This window comes from Streptomyces sp. JK94, assembly GCF_053613315.1.
Genome location: NZ_JBSICH010000026.1, coordinates 1 through 19,114, shown reverse-complemented (window position 1 = coordinate 19,114; position 19,114 = coordinate 1). Strand labels below are relative to the sequence as shown.

The window sequence follows — 19,114 nt, the reverse complement described above, 5'->3', positions numbered from 1 at the left end:
CCCTAACGGGTGAGTCACGATCGGCCGGCCGGCGTGCCCCCCCCCCGTCGGCGAAACCCTCGCATACCGTCTCCTACCCTTCAGACTCCCCCCGGATCACCGCGAGCACTCCGTCCAGCTCGTCCGGCTTCACGAGAACGTCACGGGCCTTCGAGCCCTCACTCGGCCCCACGATGCTCCGCGACTCCATCAGGTCCATCAGACGCCCGGCCTTGGCGAAGCCGACGCGCAGCTTGCGCTGGAGCATGGAGGTCGACCCGAACTGCGTCGAGACGACCAGCTCGGCCGCCTGGCACAGCAGGTCGAGATCGTCGCCGATGTCCTCGTCGATCTCCTTCTTCTGCTTGGTCCCGACGGTGACGTCGTCCCGGAAGACGGGCGCCATCTGGTCCTTGCAGTGCTGGACGACGACCGCGACCTCCTCCTCGGTCACGAACGCGCCCTGCATACGGGTCGGCTTGTTCGCGCCCATCGGCAGGAAGAGGCCGTCGCCCTTGCCGATCAGCTTCTCGGCACCGGGCTGGTCGAGGATGACCCGCGAGTCCGCCAGGGACGAGGTGGCGAACGCCAGCCGGGAGGGCACGTTGGCCTTGATCAGGCCGGTGACGACGTCCACGGAGGGCCGCTGGGTGGCGAGCACCAGGTGGATGCCGGCCGCACGCGCGAGCTGCGTGATGCGCACGATGGCGTCCTCCACGTCCCGGGGCGCGACCATCATCAGGTCGGCCAGCTCGTCCACGATCACCAGCAGGTACGGATACGGCTGGAGCTCGCGCTCACTGCCCTCGGGCGGTTTGACCTTGCCCTCGCGCACCGCGCGGTTGAAGTCGTCGATGTGCCGGTAGCCGTAGGCCGCGAGGTCGTCGTAGCGCAGGTCCATCTCGCGCACGACCCACTGGAGCGCCTCGGCGGCCCGCTTCGGGTTGGTGATGATCGGCGTGATCAGGTGCGGGATGCCCTCGTACGCGGTCAGCTCGACCCGCTTGGGGTCGACCAGGATCATCCGGACGTCCTCCGGGGTCGCCCGCATCATGATCGAGGTGATCAGGCAGTTGATGCAGGACGACTTTCCGGAGCCGGTGGCGCCGGCGACCAGTATGTGCGGCATCTTCGCCAGCGAGTGCATGACGTAGCCGCCCTCGACGTCCTTGCCGAACGCCACCAGCATCGGGTCGTCGTCCTCCGCGGACTCCGCGAGGCGCAGCACGTCGCCGAGGTTGACCATCTCCCGGTCGGTGTTGGGGATCTCGATGCCGACCGCCGACTTGCCGGGGATCGGGCTGATGATCCGCACGTCGGGGCTGGCGACGGCGTACGCGATGTTCTTGGTCAGCGCGGTGATCCGCTCGACCTTCACGGCGGGCCCCAGCTCGACCTCGTACCGGGTGACCGTCGGCCCACGGGTGAAGCCGGTGACGGCGGCGTCGACCTTGAACTCGGTGAAGACGGTGGTCAGCGACGCGACTATGGCGTCGTTGGCGGCGCTGCGCGCCTTGCCGGGGCCGCCGCGCGTGAGGAGGTCGAGGGCCGGCAGGGAGTAGGTGATGTCGCCGGAGAGCTGGAGCTGCTCCGCCCTCGTCGGCATCTCCCGTTCCTTGGGGATCGGGGTCTTGGTGAGGTCGGGGACCCCGCCCGCGGGCTCCTGTCCGGAAGGCCTGGCGGCTTCCTTCCTGAGCTTCCCCGGCTGCGGACGCGCGGCCGGCACCGGCGTCGGGGTCGGCGTCGTCGACTCCCGCTCCCCGGTGCTCACCCCCTGGGTGAGGTCGGCGACCAGCGGCGACGGCGGCATCCCGTGCAGCACGGCGCCGTCGAGCGCGGCGGCCGCCGCCGCGGCGACGTCCACGGCGTCCATCGGCCGGTTCTCGGGCTGCGGCACGGCGGACCGCCGGGGCCTGCCGCGACGCCGGGTGAGGGCCTCGTGCTCGGCCGCGTCGGGGTCGTACGGCTCGTCGGCGGCCGGGCCGCCGCGCTTGCGGGGCCGCGCGGGCAACGCCTCGCGCCACTGCTCGTCGTACCGCTCGTCGTCGTCGGCGAAAGCGTCCGCCTCCACGTCGCGGACGAGGCCGAGCCGCACCCCGAGCAGCCGCAGCCGCTGCGGGATGGCGTTGACGGGGGTGGCCGTGACGACCAGCAGCCCGAAGACCGTGAGCAGCACGAGCAGCGGCACGGCCAGGACGTCGGTCATCGTGTACGACAGCGGGGTCGCCGCGCCCCAGCCGATGAGGCCGCCGGCGTCCCTTATCGCCTGCATGCCGTCGTCACGGGGCGGTGAACCGCAGGCGATGTGCACCTGGCCGAGGACGCCGACCACGAGCGCGGAGAGGCCGATCACGATACGGCCGTTGGCCTCGGGTTTCTCGGGGTGCCGGAGCAGGCGCACGGCGATGGTCCCGAGCAGGATCGGCACGAGCAGGTCCAACCGGCCGAAGGCGCCGGTGACCAGGATCTCGACGAGGTCGCCGACGGGGCCCTTGAGGTCGGCCCAGGTGCCCGCGGCGACGATCAGCACGACGCCGAGCAGCAACAGCGCGACGCCGTCCTTGCGGTGCGCGGGGTCGAGGTTCTTCGCGCCCTGTCCCACACCGCGGAAGACGGCACCGACGGCGTGCGCGATGCCCAGCCAGAGGGCGCGTACGAGCCGGTAGACGCCTCCGGTGGGGCTGGGTGCCGGTCGGGGCGCGGGCTTCCTGGCCGCGGCCTTCCTGGCGGGCGCCTTCCTCGGGGGGGCCTTCTTGGCGACGGCCTTCTTCGCCGGACCCTTCGCGGGAGCGACCGCCTTCTTCGCGGGCTGCTTCTTGGCTGCGGAGGGACGTGAGGCCATAGGTGTGAGGTTACCGGGGGAGACGGCGGTCGACACGTGTGCCCACCGCTTCACCCGTTCGTGTCGCTCGTACGGAAGCCCGGAACTGACGCTTCCGGTACGGGGGCTGACCTGTCCTCACGGACGGAGCCGGACTGCCTCCCCGGGCCGATCCGCCGACGGGGCCTCAGTTGACCGCCGGCTGGCCCCCGGACGTGCCCGGCTCCAGGGCGTCCAGCGCCCGACGCAGTCCGGTGAGCTTCCGCTCCAGATGGGCCGCCGTCGCCACGGCCGCCGCGTCCGTCGACTCGTCGCCCAGCTGCTTGGAGAGCGCCTCGGCCTGCTCCTCCACGGCCGCGAGCCGCGCCGACAGCTCGGCGAGCAGCCCCGCCGGTTCCTTGGCCGCCTCACCGGCCGCGGCCTTGTCGCCGCCCTCCAACTGGAGGCGCAGCAGCGCCGCCTGCTCGCGCAGCTGGCAGTTCTTCATGTAGAGCTCGACGAAGACGGAGACCTTCGCGCGCAGCACCCACGGGTCGAACGGCTTGGAGATGTAGTCCACCGCGCCCGCCGCGTACCCCCGGAAGGTGTGGTGCGGACCGTGGTTGATCGCGGTCAGGAAGATGATCGGGATGTCCCGGGTCCGCTCCCGTCGCTTGATGTGCGCGGCGGTCTCGAATCCGTCCATGCCCGGCATCTGGACGTCCAGCAGAATGACCGCAAAGTCGTCCGTGAGCAGTGCTTTGAGCGCTTCCTCCCCGGACGATGCCCGCACCAGCGTCTGATCGAGCGCCGAGAGGATCGCCTCCAGCGCCAGCAGATTCTCCGGCCGGTCATCGACCAGGAGGATCTTGGCCTTCTGCACCATGGCCCGCCCTCCTCGCCCCGGCGTGGGGCCTCCCCTGTCCGCAGGACTCGGGGCAGCACCGGCGGGCGCCGCCCCGGGGGACGGCTCCCTTGCGCCGTCCGTCCTTGTGCCGGTCATCGTAGCCGCACCCCGCCTGTCGACACACCCTGTCACCGCGATGTCACTGTGCACGTAGCAGAAACGCTACGGGAGACCAGAAGGTTCCCCGAATCCCGTACTTCTACACGACTTCGGACACCCCCGGACAGCAACTCCGCCTGAACTCCGAAGATTCCCGCCAGGCGCGCACACCTCACGTTCGCACACCACCCGCGCCCGCCGTACGGCGGCGCCCGGCCCCCGCACCGCACCCCCGCGCCGGGGACACCGCGCCCGGACGTACCGCGGGCACGGTGTCCGGACGTACCGTCCGGCGCTCCGCCGGACGCCGGCCCCCGCCCTCACTCCTCCCGCATCCACTGCTGCATCACCGTCAGCAGGTGATCGGGATCCACCGGCTTCGTGACGTAGTCGGACGCCCCCGACTCGATGGCCTTCTCCCGGTCCCCCTTCATCGCCTTGGCGGTCAGCGCGATGATCGGCAGACCGGCGAACTGGGGCATCCGGCGGATCGCCGTGGTCGTCGCGTACCCGTCCATCTCGGGCATCATGATGTCCATCAGGACGACCGCCACGTCCTCGTGCTGCTCCAGCACCTCGACGCCCTCGCGGCCGTTCTCGGCGTACAGCACGGACAGGCCGTGCTGCTCCAGGACGCTGGTGAGCGCGAAGACGTTGCGGATGTCGTCGTCGACGATCAGGACCTTCTGCCCGCCGAACCGGATCCCGCGGTGCGGCTGCGGCACCACCTCCTGTTCGGCGGGCGGCTGCTGTTCCTGCTGCGCCGCGCCCCGGCCCTCGGGCTCCGAGGCGGCCCGGCGACGGCGCCGGAACAGCGCCGCGGTGCCGTTCTGCGCGTCCTGGTACGACTCCACCTCGGCCGGCGACTCGACCTGCGCCCGCGACGACTGCTCGGCCGCGGCGCCCGGGGAGGCGAGCAGCTCGCCCGACGCCAGGGGCGGCAGGGGCTGCTGATAGCCGTGGGCGGGCAGCTCGCTCGGGTGCAGCGGCAGGTAGAGCGTGAACGTCGACCCCCGGCCGGGCTCGCTCTGGGCGTGGATCTCACCGCCCAGCAGCTGCGCGATCTCCCGCGAGATGGAGAGCCCGAGGCCCGTCCCGCCGTACTTGCGGCTGGTGGTGCCGTCGGCCTGCTTGAACGCCTCGAAGATGACCCGCATCTTGCTGGCCGCGATCCCGATACCGGTGTCACTCACCGAGAACGCGATCAGCTCGGCGTCCGGGTCGGTCATCGAACCGGTCTCCAGCAGCTGCTCCCGGATGGCCTCGGGGACATCGTCCCGGGCCGGCCGGATGACCAGCTCCACCGCTCCCGAGTCGGTGAACTTCACCGCGTTGGAGAGCAGGTTGCGCAACACCTGGAGCAGCCGCTGCTCGTCGGTGTGCAGCGTCGCGGGCAGCTCCGGCGACACCCGCACCGACAGGTCCAGGCCCTTCTCCGCGGTCAGCGGCCGGAAGGTGGCCTCCACGTAGTCGACCAGCTGGACGAGCGCGATGCGCGTCGGGGAGACGTCCATCTTGCCCGCCTCGACCTTCGACAGGTCCAGGATGTCGTTGATGAGCTGGAGCAGGTCGGAGCCGGCACCGTGGATCGTCTCGGCGAACTCGACCTGCTTCGGGGACAGGTTCGCGTCGGCGTTGTCGGCGAGCAGCTTGGCGAGGATCAGCAGCGAGTTGAGCGGCGTACGCAGCTCGTGCGACATGTTGGCCAGGAACTCGCTCTTGTAGCGCATGGAGACGGCGAGTTGCTCGGCGCGCTCCTCCAGGACCTGTCGCGCCTCCTCGATCTCGGTGTTCTTCACCTCGATGTCGCGGTTCTGCTGCGCCAGCAGCTCGGCCTTCTCCTCCAGTTCGGCGTTGGACGACTGGAGCGCCTTCTGCCGCTGCTCCAGCTCCTCGGAGCGGTCGCGCAGTTGCTCGGTCAGCTCCTGCGACTGCTTGAGCAGCACCTCCGTCTTGGTGTTGACGGAGATGGTGTTGACGCTGGTCGCGATCATCTCGGCGATCTGGTTGAGGAAGTCCTTCTGGATCTGCGTGAACGAGTTGAAGGACGCCAGCTCGATGACACCGAGCACCTGCCCCTCGAACAGCACCGGCAGGACGATCACCTGGGCGGGCGGCGCCTCCCCGAGCCCGGAGGAGATCTTGAGGTAGCCGCTCGGCGCGTTCTCCACGAGGATCGTGCGCTTCTCCTGGGCGGCCGTGCCGACCAGCGCCTCCCCCGGCCGGAACGAGGTGGGCATGGAGCCCATCGAGTAGCCGTACGACCCGAGCATGCGCAGCTCGTACTGGTCGTGCTCGGCGCCGGCCTGCTCCTGACCGTCGACGAGGGGCATGGCGAGGAAGAACGCCCCGTGCTGCGCGGAGACCACCGGGGTCAGCTCGCTCATGATCAGCGAGGCCACGTCCTGGAGGTCGCGGCGGCCCTGCATCAGCGCGGAGATCCGGGCGAGGTTGCCCTTGAGCCAGTCCTGCTCCTTGTTGGCGATCGTGGTGTCGCGCAGGTTGGCGATCATCTTGTTGATGTAGTCCTGGAGCTCGGAGATCTCTCCGGAGGCGTCCACGTCGATCTTCAGGTTCAGGTCGCCGCGCGTCACCGCGGTCGCCACGCGCGCGATGGCACGCACCTGCCGGGTCAGGTTCCCGGCCATCTCGTTCACCGACTCGGTCAGGTCCCGCCAGGTGCCGTCGACGTCGCGCACCCGCGCCTGCCCGCCGAGCTGCCCTTCGGTGCCCACCTCGCGGGCGACGCGGGTGACCTCCTCGGCGAAGGACGACAGCTGGTCGACCATCGTGTTGATGGTCGTCTTCAGCTCGAGGATCTCGCCGCGCGCGTCGATGTCGATCTTCTTGGTCAGGTCGCCCTTGGCGATGGCCGTGGTGACCATGGCGATGTTGCGCACCTGACCGGTCAGGTTCGACGCCATCTGGTTCACCGACTCGGTGAGGTCCTTCCAGGTGCCCGCCACGCCCGGCACGTGCGCCTGGCCCCCGAGGATGCCGTCCGTTCCCACCTCACGGGCCACCTTGGTGACCTGGTCGGCGAAGGAACTCAGCGTCTTCACCATGGTGTTGAAGGTGTCGGCGAGCTGCGCGACCTCACCGCGGGCCTCGATCGTCACCGTCCGCGTCAGGTCGCCGTTGGCGACGGCCGCGGCCACCTGGGAGATGTTCCGCACCTGGACGGTGAGGTTCTTCGCCATCAGGTTGACGTTGTCGCTGAGGTCCTTCCAGATGCCCACGACGCCGGGCACGTGCGCCTGGCCGCCGAGGATGCCCTCGGTGCCCACCTCGCGGGCCACGCGCGTGACCTGCTCGGCGAAGGACGACAGCTGGTCCACCATCGTGTTGACGGTGGTGACGAGTTCGAGGATCTCGCCCTTCGCGTCGACGGTGATCTTCTTCGACAGGTCGCCCTTGGCGACGGCCGTCGTGACCTCGGCGATGTTGCGCACCTGCATGGTCAGGTTGTTCGCCATGCCGTTCACGGACTGCGTGAGGTCCTTCCAGGTGCCGGAGACGCCCTGCACCTCCGCCTGGCCGCCGAGGATGCCCTCGGTACCGACCTCACGGGCCACGCGCGTGACCTCCTGGGCGAACGACGACAGCTGGTCCACCATCGTGTTCAGGGTGTTCTTCAGCTCCAGGATCTCCCCGCGCGCGTCCACGGTGATCTTCTGGGAGAGGTCACCGCGGGCCACCGCCGTCGCGACCTGCGCGATGTTGCGCACCTGCGCGGTCAGGTTCCCGGCCATGCCGTTCACCGAGTCGGTCAGGTCCCGCCACACGCCGGCCACCCCGGGCACCTGCGCCTGACCGCCGAGGCGGCCCTCCGTGCCCACCTCCCGGGCGACCCGGGTGACCTGCTCGGCGAAGGCGGAGAGCTGGTCGACCATCGTGTTGATGGTGTTCTTCAGCTCCAGGATCTCCCCGCGCGCGTCCACGTCGATCTTCTGCGACAGGTCGCCCCGGGCCACCGCCGTCGTCACCTGGGCGATCTGCCGCACCTGCGAGGTCAGGTTGCCGGCCATGAAGTTGACGGAGTCCGTCAGCTCCTTCCACGTACCCGACACCCCGTCCACGCGGGCCTGACCGCCGAGGCGGCCCTCCGTGCCCACGTCCCGGGCCATCCGGGTGACCTGGTCGGCGAAGCTGGAGAGCTGGTCCACCATCGTGTTCACAGTGTTCTTCAGCTGGAGCATCTCGCCGGAGACGTCCACCGTGACCTTCTGCGACAGGTCGCCGTTGGCCACCGCCGTCGTCACCTGGGCGATGTTGCGCACCTGCCCGGTGAGGTTCCGGAACGCGGTGTTGACGGAGTCCGTCAGGTCCTTCCACGTCCCCGCGGCCCCCGGCACCTGCGCCTGGCCGCCCAGCTCGCCCTCGACGCCGACCTCCCGGGCCACCCGCGTGACCTCGGCACCGAAGCTCGACAGCTGGTCCACCATCGTGTTGACGGTGTTCTTCAGCTCCAGCATCTCGCCGGCCACGTCCACCGTGACCTTCTGCGACAGGTCACCGCTGGCCACCGCCGTCGTCACCGCGGCGATGTCCCGCACCTGGGTGGTCAGGTTCCGGAAGACGGTGTTGACGGAGTCCGTCAGGTCCTTCCAGATCCCGGCCGCCCCCGGTACGTTCGCCTGTCCGCCCAGCTGCCCCTCGGCGCCGACCTCGCTGGCCACCCGCGTGACCTCGTCCGCGAAGATCCGCAGCGTCTCGGTCATCTGGTTGATCGTCTCGGCGAGCTGCGCGACCTCGCCCCGGGCCGGCACGGTCACCTTCCGCGACAGGTCGCCGTTGGCGACCGCCGTCGTCACCTCGGAGATCCCCCGCACCTGAGCCGTCAGGTTCCCGGCCATGGTGTTGACGGAGTCGGTCAGCTCCTTCCACACCCCGGCCACACCCGGCACCTGGGCCTGCCCGCCCAGGGCTCCCTCGGTGCCCACCTCGCGGGCCACCCGCGTGACCTCGGAGGAGAACGCGGAGAGCTGGTCCACCATCGTGTTGACGGTGTTCTTCAGCTCCAGCATCTCGCCGGCCACGTGGACCGTGACCTTCCGGGACAGGTCCCCCTTGGCCACCGCCGTCGTCACCAGCGCGATGTCCCGCACCTGCGCGGTGAGCCGGTACGCCATCGTGTTGACGGAGTCCGTGAGGTCCTTCCACGAACCGGACATGCCGCGCACCCGGGCCTGACCGCCCAGCTTGCCCTCGGTACCGACCTCGCTGGCCACCCGCGTGACCTCGTCCGTGAACGTCGACAACTGGTCGACGAGGTTGTTCACCGTCCGGCCGACCTTCAGGAACTCACCCCGCAGCGGCTGTCCGACGCCCTCCGCCGTCTGCGTCCGCAGCTCCATGCGCGGCGACAGGTCACCGTCCGCGACCGCCGACAGCACCCGGCTGACCTCGGAGACCGGGCGCACCAGGTCGTCCACGAGCGCGTTCGAGTGGTCGATCGCGGCTGCCCAGGACCCCTCGCAGGCTCCCGTCTCCAGCCGCTCCGTGAGCTTTCCCTCACGCCCGACCATGCGCCGCACCCGCGCCAGCTCACCCGTGAGGTGGAGATTGCGGTCGGCCACCTCGTTGAAGACCGCCGCGATCTCCGACATCACGCCGTCGCCGGACACCGTGAGGCGTTTACGGAAGTTGCCCTCCCGCATCGACACGAGGGCCGCCAGCAACCGGTTCAGCGCGGCCGTGTCCACCGTCGTACTGCCACCCCGCGTCCTGCCCTGGTTACTCAGGGACTGACCGCCTTTCGCGCGCGCTTTTGTGCCCCGCGTCGCTGCGCCAGACTCCACTGTGTCCCTCCCGCAGGGGTCGACCGTTACCGCTGTGCCCGGCCGCCACCGCTCGGCGGACCGGTTACTGCCGCGTACTTCCTGTGCTGCCGCGCGATCCGGACCGGCTCGCCGGGCCGCTCCCAGGGCTGCTGCCCACCGCACTCGGTGCGCATTCAACCTGCCCGGATCGTCCGGGGAAGCCTGCCCAGTGTTTCACCCCGGCCGAACCAGGCCATAACAGTTCGGCAGCTTCGCACATCGTCCGCACACCCTCTGGGCGGAAACACTGCAGACCGGCATCCGCACGGACGGCGAAGGTAAGTAACCTTGCATGCGGCTGTCCAGCCACGTCGGTCCGTCCGGCCTGGGCGGTGGCACGGAGACGAGCGGGCATCGGAGGGGCGGCCGGAATGACCACCGGACTGATCCCGGGGGAGCAGTCCCCGGATCACGGGCCGACGGGCGGGCTGCCGCAGCAGCGGCACGAGCCGGTCGGCCGGGAGACCGTGCAAGGGGAGAGAGGGTCGAGGAGTTCTGTGATCACCGCGCGCGCGGCCGCCAGCTTCGAGCCCGTCGGACGATCGGTGGCGAGCGCCCGGTCCTTCGTCCGCGACACGCTCCAGGGCTGGGGCCATGCCGACATCGTCGACGACGCCGTGGTGCTCACGAGCGAACTGGTGACCAACGCCGTGGTGCACGCCGGCACCACCGCCGACGTCGTGTGCCTGCGCGGCGACGACGGTGTGCGGATCGAGGTGGCCGACCACTATCCCGAGCGCGAGGTCCCTCTCCAGGGCTCCCCCGCCGACATGGGCAGCCCCGACCGCGAGGGGGGCCGCGGCCTCCAGCTGTGCGCGGCCCTGGCCGACCGCTGGGGCGTCGAGTACACGCCCACGCTGAAGAACGTCTGGTTCCACCTCCACCTGCCCGAGCGCGCGGTCGGCACGCGCAGCGCCGGCCCGTCCCTGCCCGCCGACCTGCTGCCGCTCGCCGACGGCCGCGTCCGCGTCGCCGTCGTCCAGATCGACCGCACCGGCGCCGTCACGTCCTGGAACGAGGACGCCGAGGAACTCTTCGGCTACCCCGCCGACCAGGTCATCGGCAAGCCGCTGACCAACCTGGCCGCCTGGCCGCACACCCCGGGCACCAGCACGGGCGTCGTCGAGGCGCTCCAGCTCTCCCGCTGGGAGGGCAGCTACGGCATAAGGGACGCCGCCGGCCGCGTCCTCCCGGTCTACGCCTCCCACCTCCGCGTCCGCGACGCCGGCGGCGAACCGTCCACGGTCTGCCTCCTGGTCCGCGACCACGAACGCGCCGTCCTGCAGACGCCGTTGCGGGTACCGGCCTCCGACGCGGGCACCTCCTCCGAGGGCCAGAGCACCGACCCCTTCGAGGTGTTCATCGGCTCACCCGCCCCGGACGACCTCGACGGCCTCCTCCAGCGCACCGTCGAACGCGCCCGTGACATGCTCGACGCCGACGCCGCCTTCCTGCTCCTGGCGACCGACGACGAGACGGAGTTGGAGGTCCGCGCCTCCACCGGCCTGCCCTCCGCCCGCCAGCGCTTCGCCCGGGTCCCCGTCGAGGCCGGTCCCGGCCGCTACGGCTCCGCGCGCATGCCGGCCGTCCACGACGACCTCGCCGCGGTCCCCGGTGCCGTCCCGCTGCTGAACGGCACGGGCATGCGCTCGGTCGTGACCGTCCCCCTGAAGGTGGAGGGCCGTCTCACCGGCTCCCTCGGTGTCGCCGCCGAGGCCGCGGGCCGGTATTCGAACGAGGAGGCGCTGCGCCTCCAGTTCGCGGCGGACCGCATCGCGCTGGCCGTCGAGTCCGCCCGCCTGGGCGAGCTGGAACGCCTGCGCCGCGGCTCCCTCAGCTTCCTCGTCGAGGCCTCGGACCTCCTCGCCGGGACGCTGGACCGCGACCAGACCCTGGCCCTGATGGCCCAGATGACGGTCCCGACCCTGGCCACCTGGTGCGCCGTCTACACGATCGCCGACCAGGCGTCGGATCCGTACCTCTCCTACGTCCTGCACGAGGACGAGGAGCTGATCGACGGCATCAAGTCCCTGCTCTCGAAGATCGCCCCGCCCGATCCGGTGCCCACTCCGGGCGCCCGCGTCTGGAGGGCTCCCGCCGAGATGGCCCACCAGGCGGCGCTGCGCACCTCGATGCGCGACCTCGGTCTGAGCGGCAGTTCGTCCCACCAGATGGGCACCGGCATCGGCCCGACCCTGGCCACGGCGGCGGCCGTCGGCGGCGAGACCGTGGTCCTCCCGCTGGTCGCCCGCAACCGCGTCATCGGCATGCTCACGCTCGGCAAGCCGACGGACGAACACTTCCGCCAGGAGATCCTCGAACTCGCCGAGGACCTGTCGCGCAGGGCCGCCCTGGCCCTGGACAACGCCCGCCTGTACTCGGAGCGCACGGCCATCAGCCAGTCCCTCCAGCGCAGCCTCCTGCCACCGGAACTCCCCGTGATCGACGGCGTGGAGGTCGAGGTCATCTACCGCGCGGCCGGCGAGGGCAACGAGGTCGGCGGTGACTTCTACGATCTCTTCCCCATCCGGGACGACGCCTACGGTTTCGCCATCGGCGACGTCTGCGGTACGGGCCCGAACGCGGCGGCCGTGACGGGCCTCGCCCGGCACGCCCTGCGCCTGCTGGCCCGCGAGGGCCTCAGCGGGCCCGCGGTCCTGGAGCGCCTGAACTCGGCCATCCTCGACGAGGGCGCCCGCAGCCGCTTCCTCACCCTCCTGTACGGGGAGATGCGCCCGCAGCCGGACGGCAGCGCCGAGCTGAAGGTGGTCTGCGCCGGTCACCCGCTCCCGCTCCGGCTGCGCCAGGACGGCACGGTCGAACCCGCGGCGGAGCCGCAGCCCCTCCTCGGTGTCATCGACGACCTGGAGCTCTACGAGCAGACGGTCACCCTCGACCCGGGCGACGTCCTGCTCTGCGTCACGGACGGTGTCACCGAGCGCCGTGAGGGCACGCGCATGCTGGGCGACGACGGCCTCGCCGACGTCCTCACCACCTGCACGGGGCTGACGGCGGGCGCGGTGGCGGCCCGCATCATGCGTGCGGTCGAGCGCTTCGCGTCGGACGCCCCGTCCGACGACATGGCCATTCTCGCGATGCGGGTACCGGAGCCCCACGCGGACTAGCGCGCCGGCTGTCCCCGGGCATGCGAAAGGCCCCGCCCGAGTGGGCGGGGCCTTTCCGATGGAGCCCCCAAACGGAATCGAACCGTTGACCTTCTCCTTACCATGGAGACGCTCTACCGACTGAGCTATAGGGGCCTGTCACTTGGCGGGGTTTCCCTCGCGGCGACGGAATAGATCATACCCCGAACAGACCGGTGCTCCCAACCACGCCTTTCAGAAGGCGGGCTGCAGAAGACCTCCCAGGGCATTGCAGGCGGACACGATCCGCTGCATGTCCCGCTTGGTCAGCGAGGCGTCGACCGGCAGCGCGAGCGTCTCGTCGGCGGCCCGCTCCGTCTCCGGCAGGGACACGCACCGCCGGAAACCCGGCATCCGGTGCACGGGGGTCTTCACCGGCACCCGGCACTCGACTCCTCTCCCCCGGACGGCCCGTGCGAACGCGTCCCGGTCCGGCCGCCCGTTGCCGGGCACTCGCACCACGTACTGCTGGTAGGTGTGCCCCTCGCCCCAGTCGGGAGTGCGTACGCCGCTCAGTTTCCCGTCCAGGTAGGCCGCCCGCTGCCTGCGCTGCGCTATCTCGCCGTACGGCGCCTCGGTCTCGCCCTGTTCCAGTACGAGCAGCCCCTGCCGCTGCCCCACCCCGTGCAGTGCCCGCATGTCCGCCGGCAGCCCGAACCGGTGTACGGCGACCACGGCCACGGTCCGGGGTGTCACCGCAGCCTCCACCGCGCGGGAGTCGAGGCAGTACGTCTCCGGGACGATGTCGGCGAACACCGGCGACGCGCCGACCAGGGCCACGGCCTCGGCGACTTCCACGTTCCCGAAGGCGGGGACGACGACCTCGTCACCGACTCCTACGCCGGCGGCCCGGAGCATTGCTGCAGTACCCATACGTCCGATGGTCGTAGCGCAACGTGAACTCCAGGTGACGGAGAACAAAAAAGGGTTGGACCCCGAACCGAAGTTCGGGGTCCAACCCTTTCAATGATTGTTCGGCGGCGTCCTACTCTCCCACAGGGTCCCCCCTGCAGTACCATCGGCGCTGTAAGGCTTAGCTTCCGGGTTCGAAATGTAACCGGGCGTTTCCCCTACGCTATGACCACCGAAACACTATGAAACAGACAACCAACCGGTGACCAACACAGTCTGATTGTTCGTGGTTTCAGAACCAACACAGTGGACGCGAGCAACTGAGGACAAGCCCTCGGCCTATTAGTACCGGTCACCTCCACACCTTGCGGTGCTTCCAGATCCGGCCTATCAACCCAGTCGTCTACTGGGAGCCTTACCCCATCAAGTGGGTGGGAGTCCTCATCTCGAAGCAGGCTTCCCGCTTAGATGCTTTCAGCGGTTATCCCTCCCGAACGTAGCCAACCAGCCATGCCCTTGGCAGGACAACTGGCACACCAGAGGTTCGTCCGTCCCGGTCCTCTCGTACTAGGGACAGCCCTTCTCAAGACTCCTACGCGCACAGCGGATAGGGACCGAACTGTCTCACGACGTTCTAAACCCAGCTCGCGTACCGCTTTAATGGGCGAACAGCCCAACCCTTGGGACCGACTCCAGCCCCAGGATGCGACGAGCCGACATCGAGGTGCCAAACCATCCCGTCGATATGGACTCTTGGGGAAGATCAGCCTGTTATCCCCGGGGTACCTTTTATCCGTTGAGCGACGGCGCTTCCACAAGCCACCGCCGGATCACTAGTCCCGACTTTCGTCCCTGCTCGACCCGTCGGTCTCACAGTCAAGCTCCCTTGTGCACTTACACTCAACACCTGATTGCCAACCAGGCTGAGGGAACCTTTGGGCGCCTCCGTTACTCTTTAGGAGGCAACCGCCCCAGTTAAACTACCCATCAGACACTGTCCCTGATCCGGATCACGGACCCAGGTTAGACATCCAGCACGACCAGACTGGTATTTCAACGACGACTCCACCCACACTGGCGTGCGAGCTTCACAGTCTCCCAGCTATCCTACACAAGCCGAACCGAACACCAATATCAAACTGTAGTAAAGGTCCCGGGGTCTTTCCGTCCTGCTGCGCGAAACGAGCATCTTTACTCGTAGTGCAATTTCACCGGGCCTATGGTTGAGACAGTCGAGAAGTCGTTACGCCATTCGTGCAGGTCGGAACTTACCCGACAAGGAATTTCGCTACCTTAGGATGGTTATAGTTACCACCGCCGTTTACTGGCGCTTAAGTTCTCAGCTTCGCCCCACCGAAATGGAGCTAACCGGTCCCCTTAACGTTCCAGCACCGGGCAGGCGTCAGTCCGTATACATCGCCTTACGGCTTCGCACGGACCTGTGTTTTTAGTAAACAGTCGCTTCTCGCTGGTCTCTGCGGCCACCCCCAGCTCAGACCGTAAAGATCATCACCAGAAGTGGCCCCCCTTCTCCCGAAGTTACGGGGGCATTTTGCCGAGTTCCTTAACCATAGTTCACCCGAACGCCTCGGTATTCTCTACCTGACCACCTGAGTCGGTTTAGGGTACGGGCCGCCATGAAACTCGCTAGAGGCTTTTCTCGACAGCATAGGATCATCCACTTCACCACAATCGGCTCGGCATCAGGTCTCAGCCCCATGTGCGACGGATTTACCTACCGCACGGCCTACACCCTTACCCCGGGACAACCACCGCCCGGGATGGACTACCTTCCTGCGTCACCCCATCACTCACCTACTAACCGCTTGGTTCAGCGGCTCCACCACTTCCCTTTGCCCGAAGGCTCCAGGACGGCTTCACGGCCTTAGCATCACGATGCTCGATGTCTGACGCTTCACAGCGGGTACCGGAATATCAACCGGTTATCCATCGACTACGCCTGTCGGCCTCGCCTTAGGTCCCGACTTACCCTGGGCAGATCAGCTTGACCCAGGAACCCTTAGTCAATCGGCGCAAACGTTTCTCACGTTTGTATCGCTACTCATGCCTGCATTCTCACTCGTGAACCGTCCACAACTCGCTTCCGCGGCTGCTTCACCCGGCACACGACGCTCCCCTACCCATCACAGCCGGCGTTGGCCGTATTACTGCAATGACACGACTTCGGCGGTACGCTTGAGCCCCGCTACATTGTCGGCGCGGAATCACTAGACCAGTGAGCTATTACGCACTCTTTCAAGGGTGGCTGCTTCTAAGCCAACCTCCTGGTTGTCTGTGCGACTCCACATCCTTTCCCACTTAGCGTACGCTTAGGGGCCTTAGTCGATGCTCTGGGCTGTTTCCCTCTCGACCATGGAGCTTATCCCCCACAGTCTCACTGCCGCGCTCTCACTTACCGGCATTCGGAGTTTGGCTAAGGTCAGTAACCCGGTAGGGCCCATCGCCTATCCAGTGCTCTACCTCCGGCAAGAAACACACGACGCTGCACCTAAATGCATTTCGGGGAGAACCAGCTATCACGGAGTTTGATTGGCCTTTCACCCCTAACCACAGGTCATCCCCCAGGTTTTCAACCCTGGTGGGTTCGGTCCTCCACGAAGTCTTACCTCCGCTTCAACCTGCCCATGGCTAGATCACTCCGCTTCGGGTCTTGAGCGTGCTACTGAAACGCCCTGTTCGGACTCGCTTTCGCTACGGCTACCCCACCCGGGTTAACCTCGCAACACACCGCAAACTCGCAGGCTCATTCTTCAAAAGGCACGCAGTCACGAGACGAAGAGCAAGCTCTCCGTCCGACGCTCCCACGGCTTGTAGGCACACGGTTTCAGGTACTATTTCACTCCGCTCCCGCGGTACTTTTCACCATTCCCTCACGGTACTATCCGCTATCGGTCACCAGGGAATATTTAGGCTTAGCGGGTGGTCCCGCCAGATTCACACGGGATTTCTCGGGCCCCGTGCTACTTGGGTGTCTCTCAAACGAGCCGCTGATGTTTCGACTACGGGGGTCTTACCCTCTACGCCGGACCTTTCGCATGTCCTTCGCCTACATCAACGGTTTCTGACTCGTCCCACGGCCGGCAGACCGTGGAAGAGAGATCCCACAACCCCGCACACGCAACCCCTGCCGGGTCTCACACGTATACGGTTTGGCCTCATCCGGTTTCGCTCGCCACTACTCCCGGAATCACGGTTGTTTTCTCTTCCTGCGGGTACTGAGATGTTTCACTTCCCCGCGTTCCCTCCACACTGCCTATGTGTTCAGCAGCGGGTGACAGCCCATGACGACTGCCGGGTTTCCCCATTCGGAAACCCCCGGATCAAAGCCTGGTTGACGACTCCCCGGGGACTATCGTGGCCTCCCACGTCCTTCATCGGTTCCTGGTGCCAAGGCATCCACCGTGCGCCCTTAAAAACTTGGCCACAGATGCTCGCGTCCACTGTGCAGTTCTCAAACAACGACCAACCACCCACCACCCCGGAAAAACTCCCGAGTACACTGGGGCCGGCAACTGAAAGCAGGCCACACGGCCGTACCCTCAGACACCCAACAGCATGCCCGACACCCTCACCACTCGTCCTTCCGTTCCACGCCGAAGCAGTACTGGGAAACCGAGCTGGTCAAGTGTGCCGAATAGTCAACGTTCCACCCATGAGCAACCAGCATCAGACAGGCGCTGATGTACTGGCCTCTGACCGTGTCCCGAAGGACCCGGTAAGAAGTGCTCCTTAGAAAGGAGGTGATCCAGCCGCACCTTCCGGTACGGCTACCTTGTTACGACTTCGTCCCAATCGCCAGTCCCACCTTCGACAGCTCCCTCCCACAAGGGGTTGGGCCACCGGCTTCGGGTGTTACCGACTTTCGTGACGTGACGGGCGGTGTGTACAAGGCCCGGGAACGTATTCACCGCAGCAATGCTGATCTGCGATTACTAGCAACTCCAACTTCATGGGGTCGAGTTGCAGACCCCAATCCGAACTGAGACAGGCTTTTTGAGATTCGCTCCACCTCGCGGTATCGCAGCTCATTGTACCTGCCATTGTAGCACGTGTGCAGCCCAAGACATAAGGGGCATGATGACTTGACGTCGTCCCCACCTTCCTCCGAGTTGACCCCGGCGGTCTCCTGTGAGTCCCCATCACCCCGAAGGGCATGCTGGCAACACAGAACAAGGGTTGCGCTCGTTGCGGGACTTAACCCAACATCTCACGACACGAGCTGACGACAGCCATGCACCACCTGTACACCGACCACAAGGGGGGCACTATCTCTAATGCTTTCCGGTGTATGTCAAGCCTTGGTAAGGTTCTTCGCGTTGCGTCGAATTAAGCCACATGCTCCGCTGCTTGTGCGGGCCCCCGTCAATTCCTTTGAGTTTTAGCCTTGCGGCCGTACTCCCCAGGCGGGGCACTTAATGCGTTAGCTGCGGCACGGACAACGTGGAATGTTGCCCACACCTAGTGCCCACCGTTTACGGCGTGGACTACCAGGGTATCTAATCCTGTTCGCTCCCCACGCTTTCGCTCCTCAGCGTCAGTATCGGCCCAGAGATCCGCCTTCGCCACCGGTGTTCCTCCTGATATCTGCGCATTTCACCGCTACACCAGGAATTCCGATCTCCCCTACCGAACTCTAGCCTGCCCGTATCGACTGCAGACCCGGGGTTAAGCCCCGGGCTTTCACAACCGACGTGACAAGCCGCCTACGAGCTCTTTACGCCCAATAATTCCGGACAACGCTTGCGCCCTACGTATTACCGCGGCTGCTGGCACGTAGTTAGCCGGCGCTTCTTCTGCAGGTACCGTCACTTTCGCTTCTTCCCTGCTGAAAGAGGTTTACAACCCGAAGGCCGTCATCCCTCACGCGGCGTCGCTGCATCAGGCTTTCGCCCATTGTGCAATATTCCCCACTGCTGCCTCCCGTAGGAGTCTGGGCCGTGTCTCAGTCCCAGTGTGGCCGGTCGCCCTCTCAGGCCGGCTACCCGTCGTCGCCTTGGTGAGCCACTACCTCACCAACAAGCTGATAGGCCGCGGGCTCATCCTGCACCGCCGGAGCTTTCGACCACCACAGATGCCTGTAATGGTCAGTATCCGGTATTAGACCCCGTTTCCAGGGCTTGTCCCAGAGTGCAGGGCAGATTGCCCACGTGTTACTCACCCGTTCGCCACTAATCCCCACCGAAGTGGTTCATCGTTCGACTTGCATGTGTTAAGCACGCCGCCAGCGTTCGTCCTGAGCCAGGATCAAACTCTCCGTGAATGCTTTACATCACGGGAGCGGAACAGTCGGAGGAATGATCCGACCGTTCACAGCGTCCTCGCTGTATTTTTTCAAAGGAACCTCAACCCGATCAGAGATCCGATCAGGTCGGGGTATCAACATATCTGGCGTTGACTTTTGGCACGCTGTTGAGTTCTCAAGGAACGGACGCTTCCTTTGTACTCACCCGAGAGACTCTCTCAGGCTTTCCTCCGGGCGCTTCCCTTCGGT

General features: G+C 66.9%; 5 protein-coding genes, 1 tRNA gene and 3 rRNA genes. 1 reads left to right on the top strand and 8 read right to left on the bottom strand.

The window, feature by feature from the left end:
- Nucleotides 1–73: 73 nt before the first annotated feature.
- From ACVV2G_RS22865 to ACVV2G_RS22855, 3 genes are all read right to left on the bottom strand, one after another.
- Complete coding sequence (locus tag ACVV2G_RS22865; RefSeq protein ID WP_453844611.1) at nucleotides 74–2,821, bottom strand: DNA translocase FtsK; 2,748 nt, start codon at nucleotides 2,819–2,821, stop codon at nucleotides 74–76.
- Nucleotides 2,822–2,987: 166 nt separating this feature from the next.
- Nucleotides 2,988–3,665 (bottom strand): response regulator, encoded by a 678-nt coding sequence (locus ACVV2G_RS22860; RefSeq protein WP_453844610.1) that lies wholly within the window; start codon nucleotides 3,663–3,665, stop codon nucleotides 2,988–2,990.
- 440 nt (nucleotides 3,666–4,105) lie between these two features.
- Nucleotides 4,106–9,586, bottom strand: coding sequence for a HAMP domain-containing protein (locus tag ACVV2G_RS22855; protein WP_453844609.1), 5,481 nt, complete (start codon nucleotides 9,584–9,586; stop codon nucleotides 4,106–4,108).
- Between the two features lie 392 nt (nucleotides 9,587–9,978).
- Between ACVV2G_RS22855 and ACVV2G_RS22850 the strand changes: the two genes are divergently transcribed.
- Complete coding sequence (locus tag ACVV2G_RS22850) at nucleotides 9,979–12,732, top strand: SpoIIE family protein phosphatase (RefSeq protein ID WP_453844608.1); 2,754 nt, start codon at nucleotides 9,979–9,981, stop codon at nucleotides 12,730–12,732.
- A 59-nt stretch (nucleotides 12,733–12,791) separates the two neighbouring features.
- On the opposite strand, the gene ACVV2G_RS22845 is transcribed toward ACVV2G_RS22850, so the two are convergent.
- The 5 genes from ACVV2G_RS22845 to ACVV2G_RS22825 form a co-directional block, all read right to left on the bottom strand.
- Nucleotides 12,792–12,867, bottom strand: a tRNA-Thr gene (locus tag ACVV2G_RS22845).
- A 78-nt stretch (nucleotides 12,868–12,945) separates the two neighbouring features.
- A complete protein-coding gene (locus tag ACVV2G_RS22840; protein ID WP_453844737.1) occupies nucleotides 12,946–13,608 on the bottom strand; it encodes a DegT/DnrJ/EryC1/StrS family aminotransferase in 663 nt (220 codons plus the stop codon).
- A gap of 114 nt (nucleotides 13,609–13,722) precedes the next feature.
- Nucleotides 13,723–13,839, bottom strand: a 5S ribosomal RNA gene (rrf, locus tag ACVV2G_RS22835).
- Between the two features lie 85 nt (nucleotides 13,840–13,924).
- Nucleotides 13,925–17,046 (bottom strand): 23S ribosomal RNA (locus ACVV2G_RS22830).
- 310 nt (nucleotides 17,047–17,356) lie between these two features.
- Nucleotides 17,357–18,883: ribosomal RNA gene (locus tag ACVV2G_RS22825) — 16S ribosomal RNA — on the bottom strand.
- The 16S, 23S and 5S rRNA genes sit together here, the layout of an rRNA operon.
- Nucleotides 18,884–19,114: the final 231 nt, after the last annotated feature.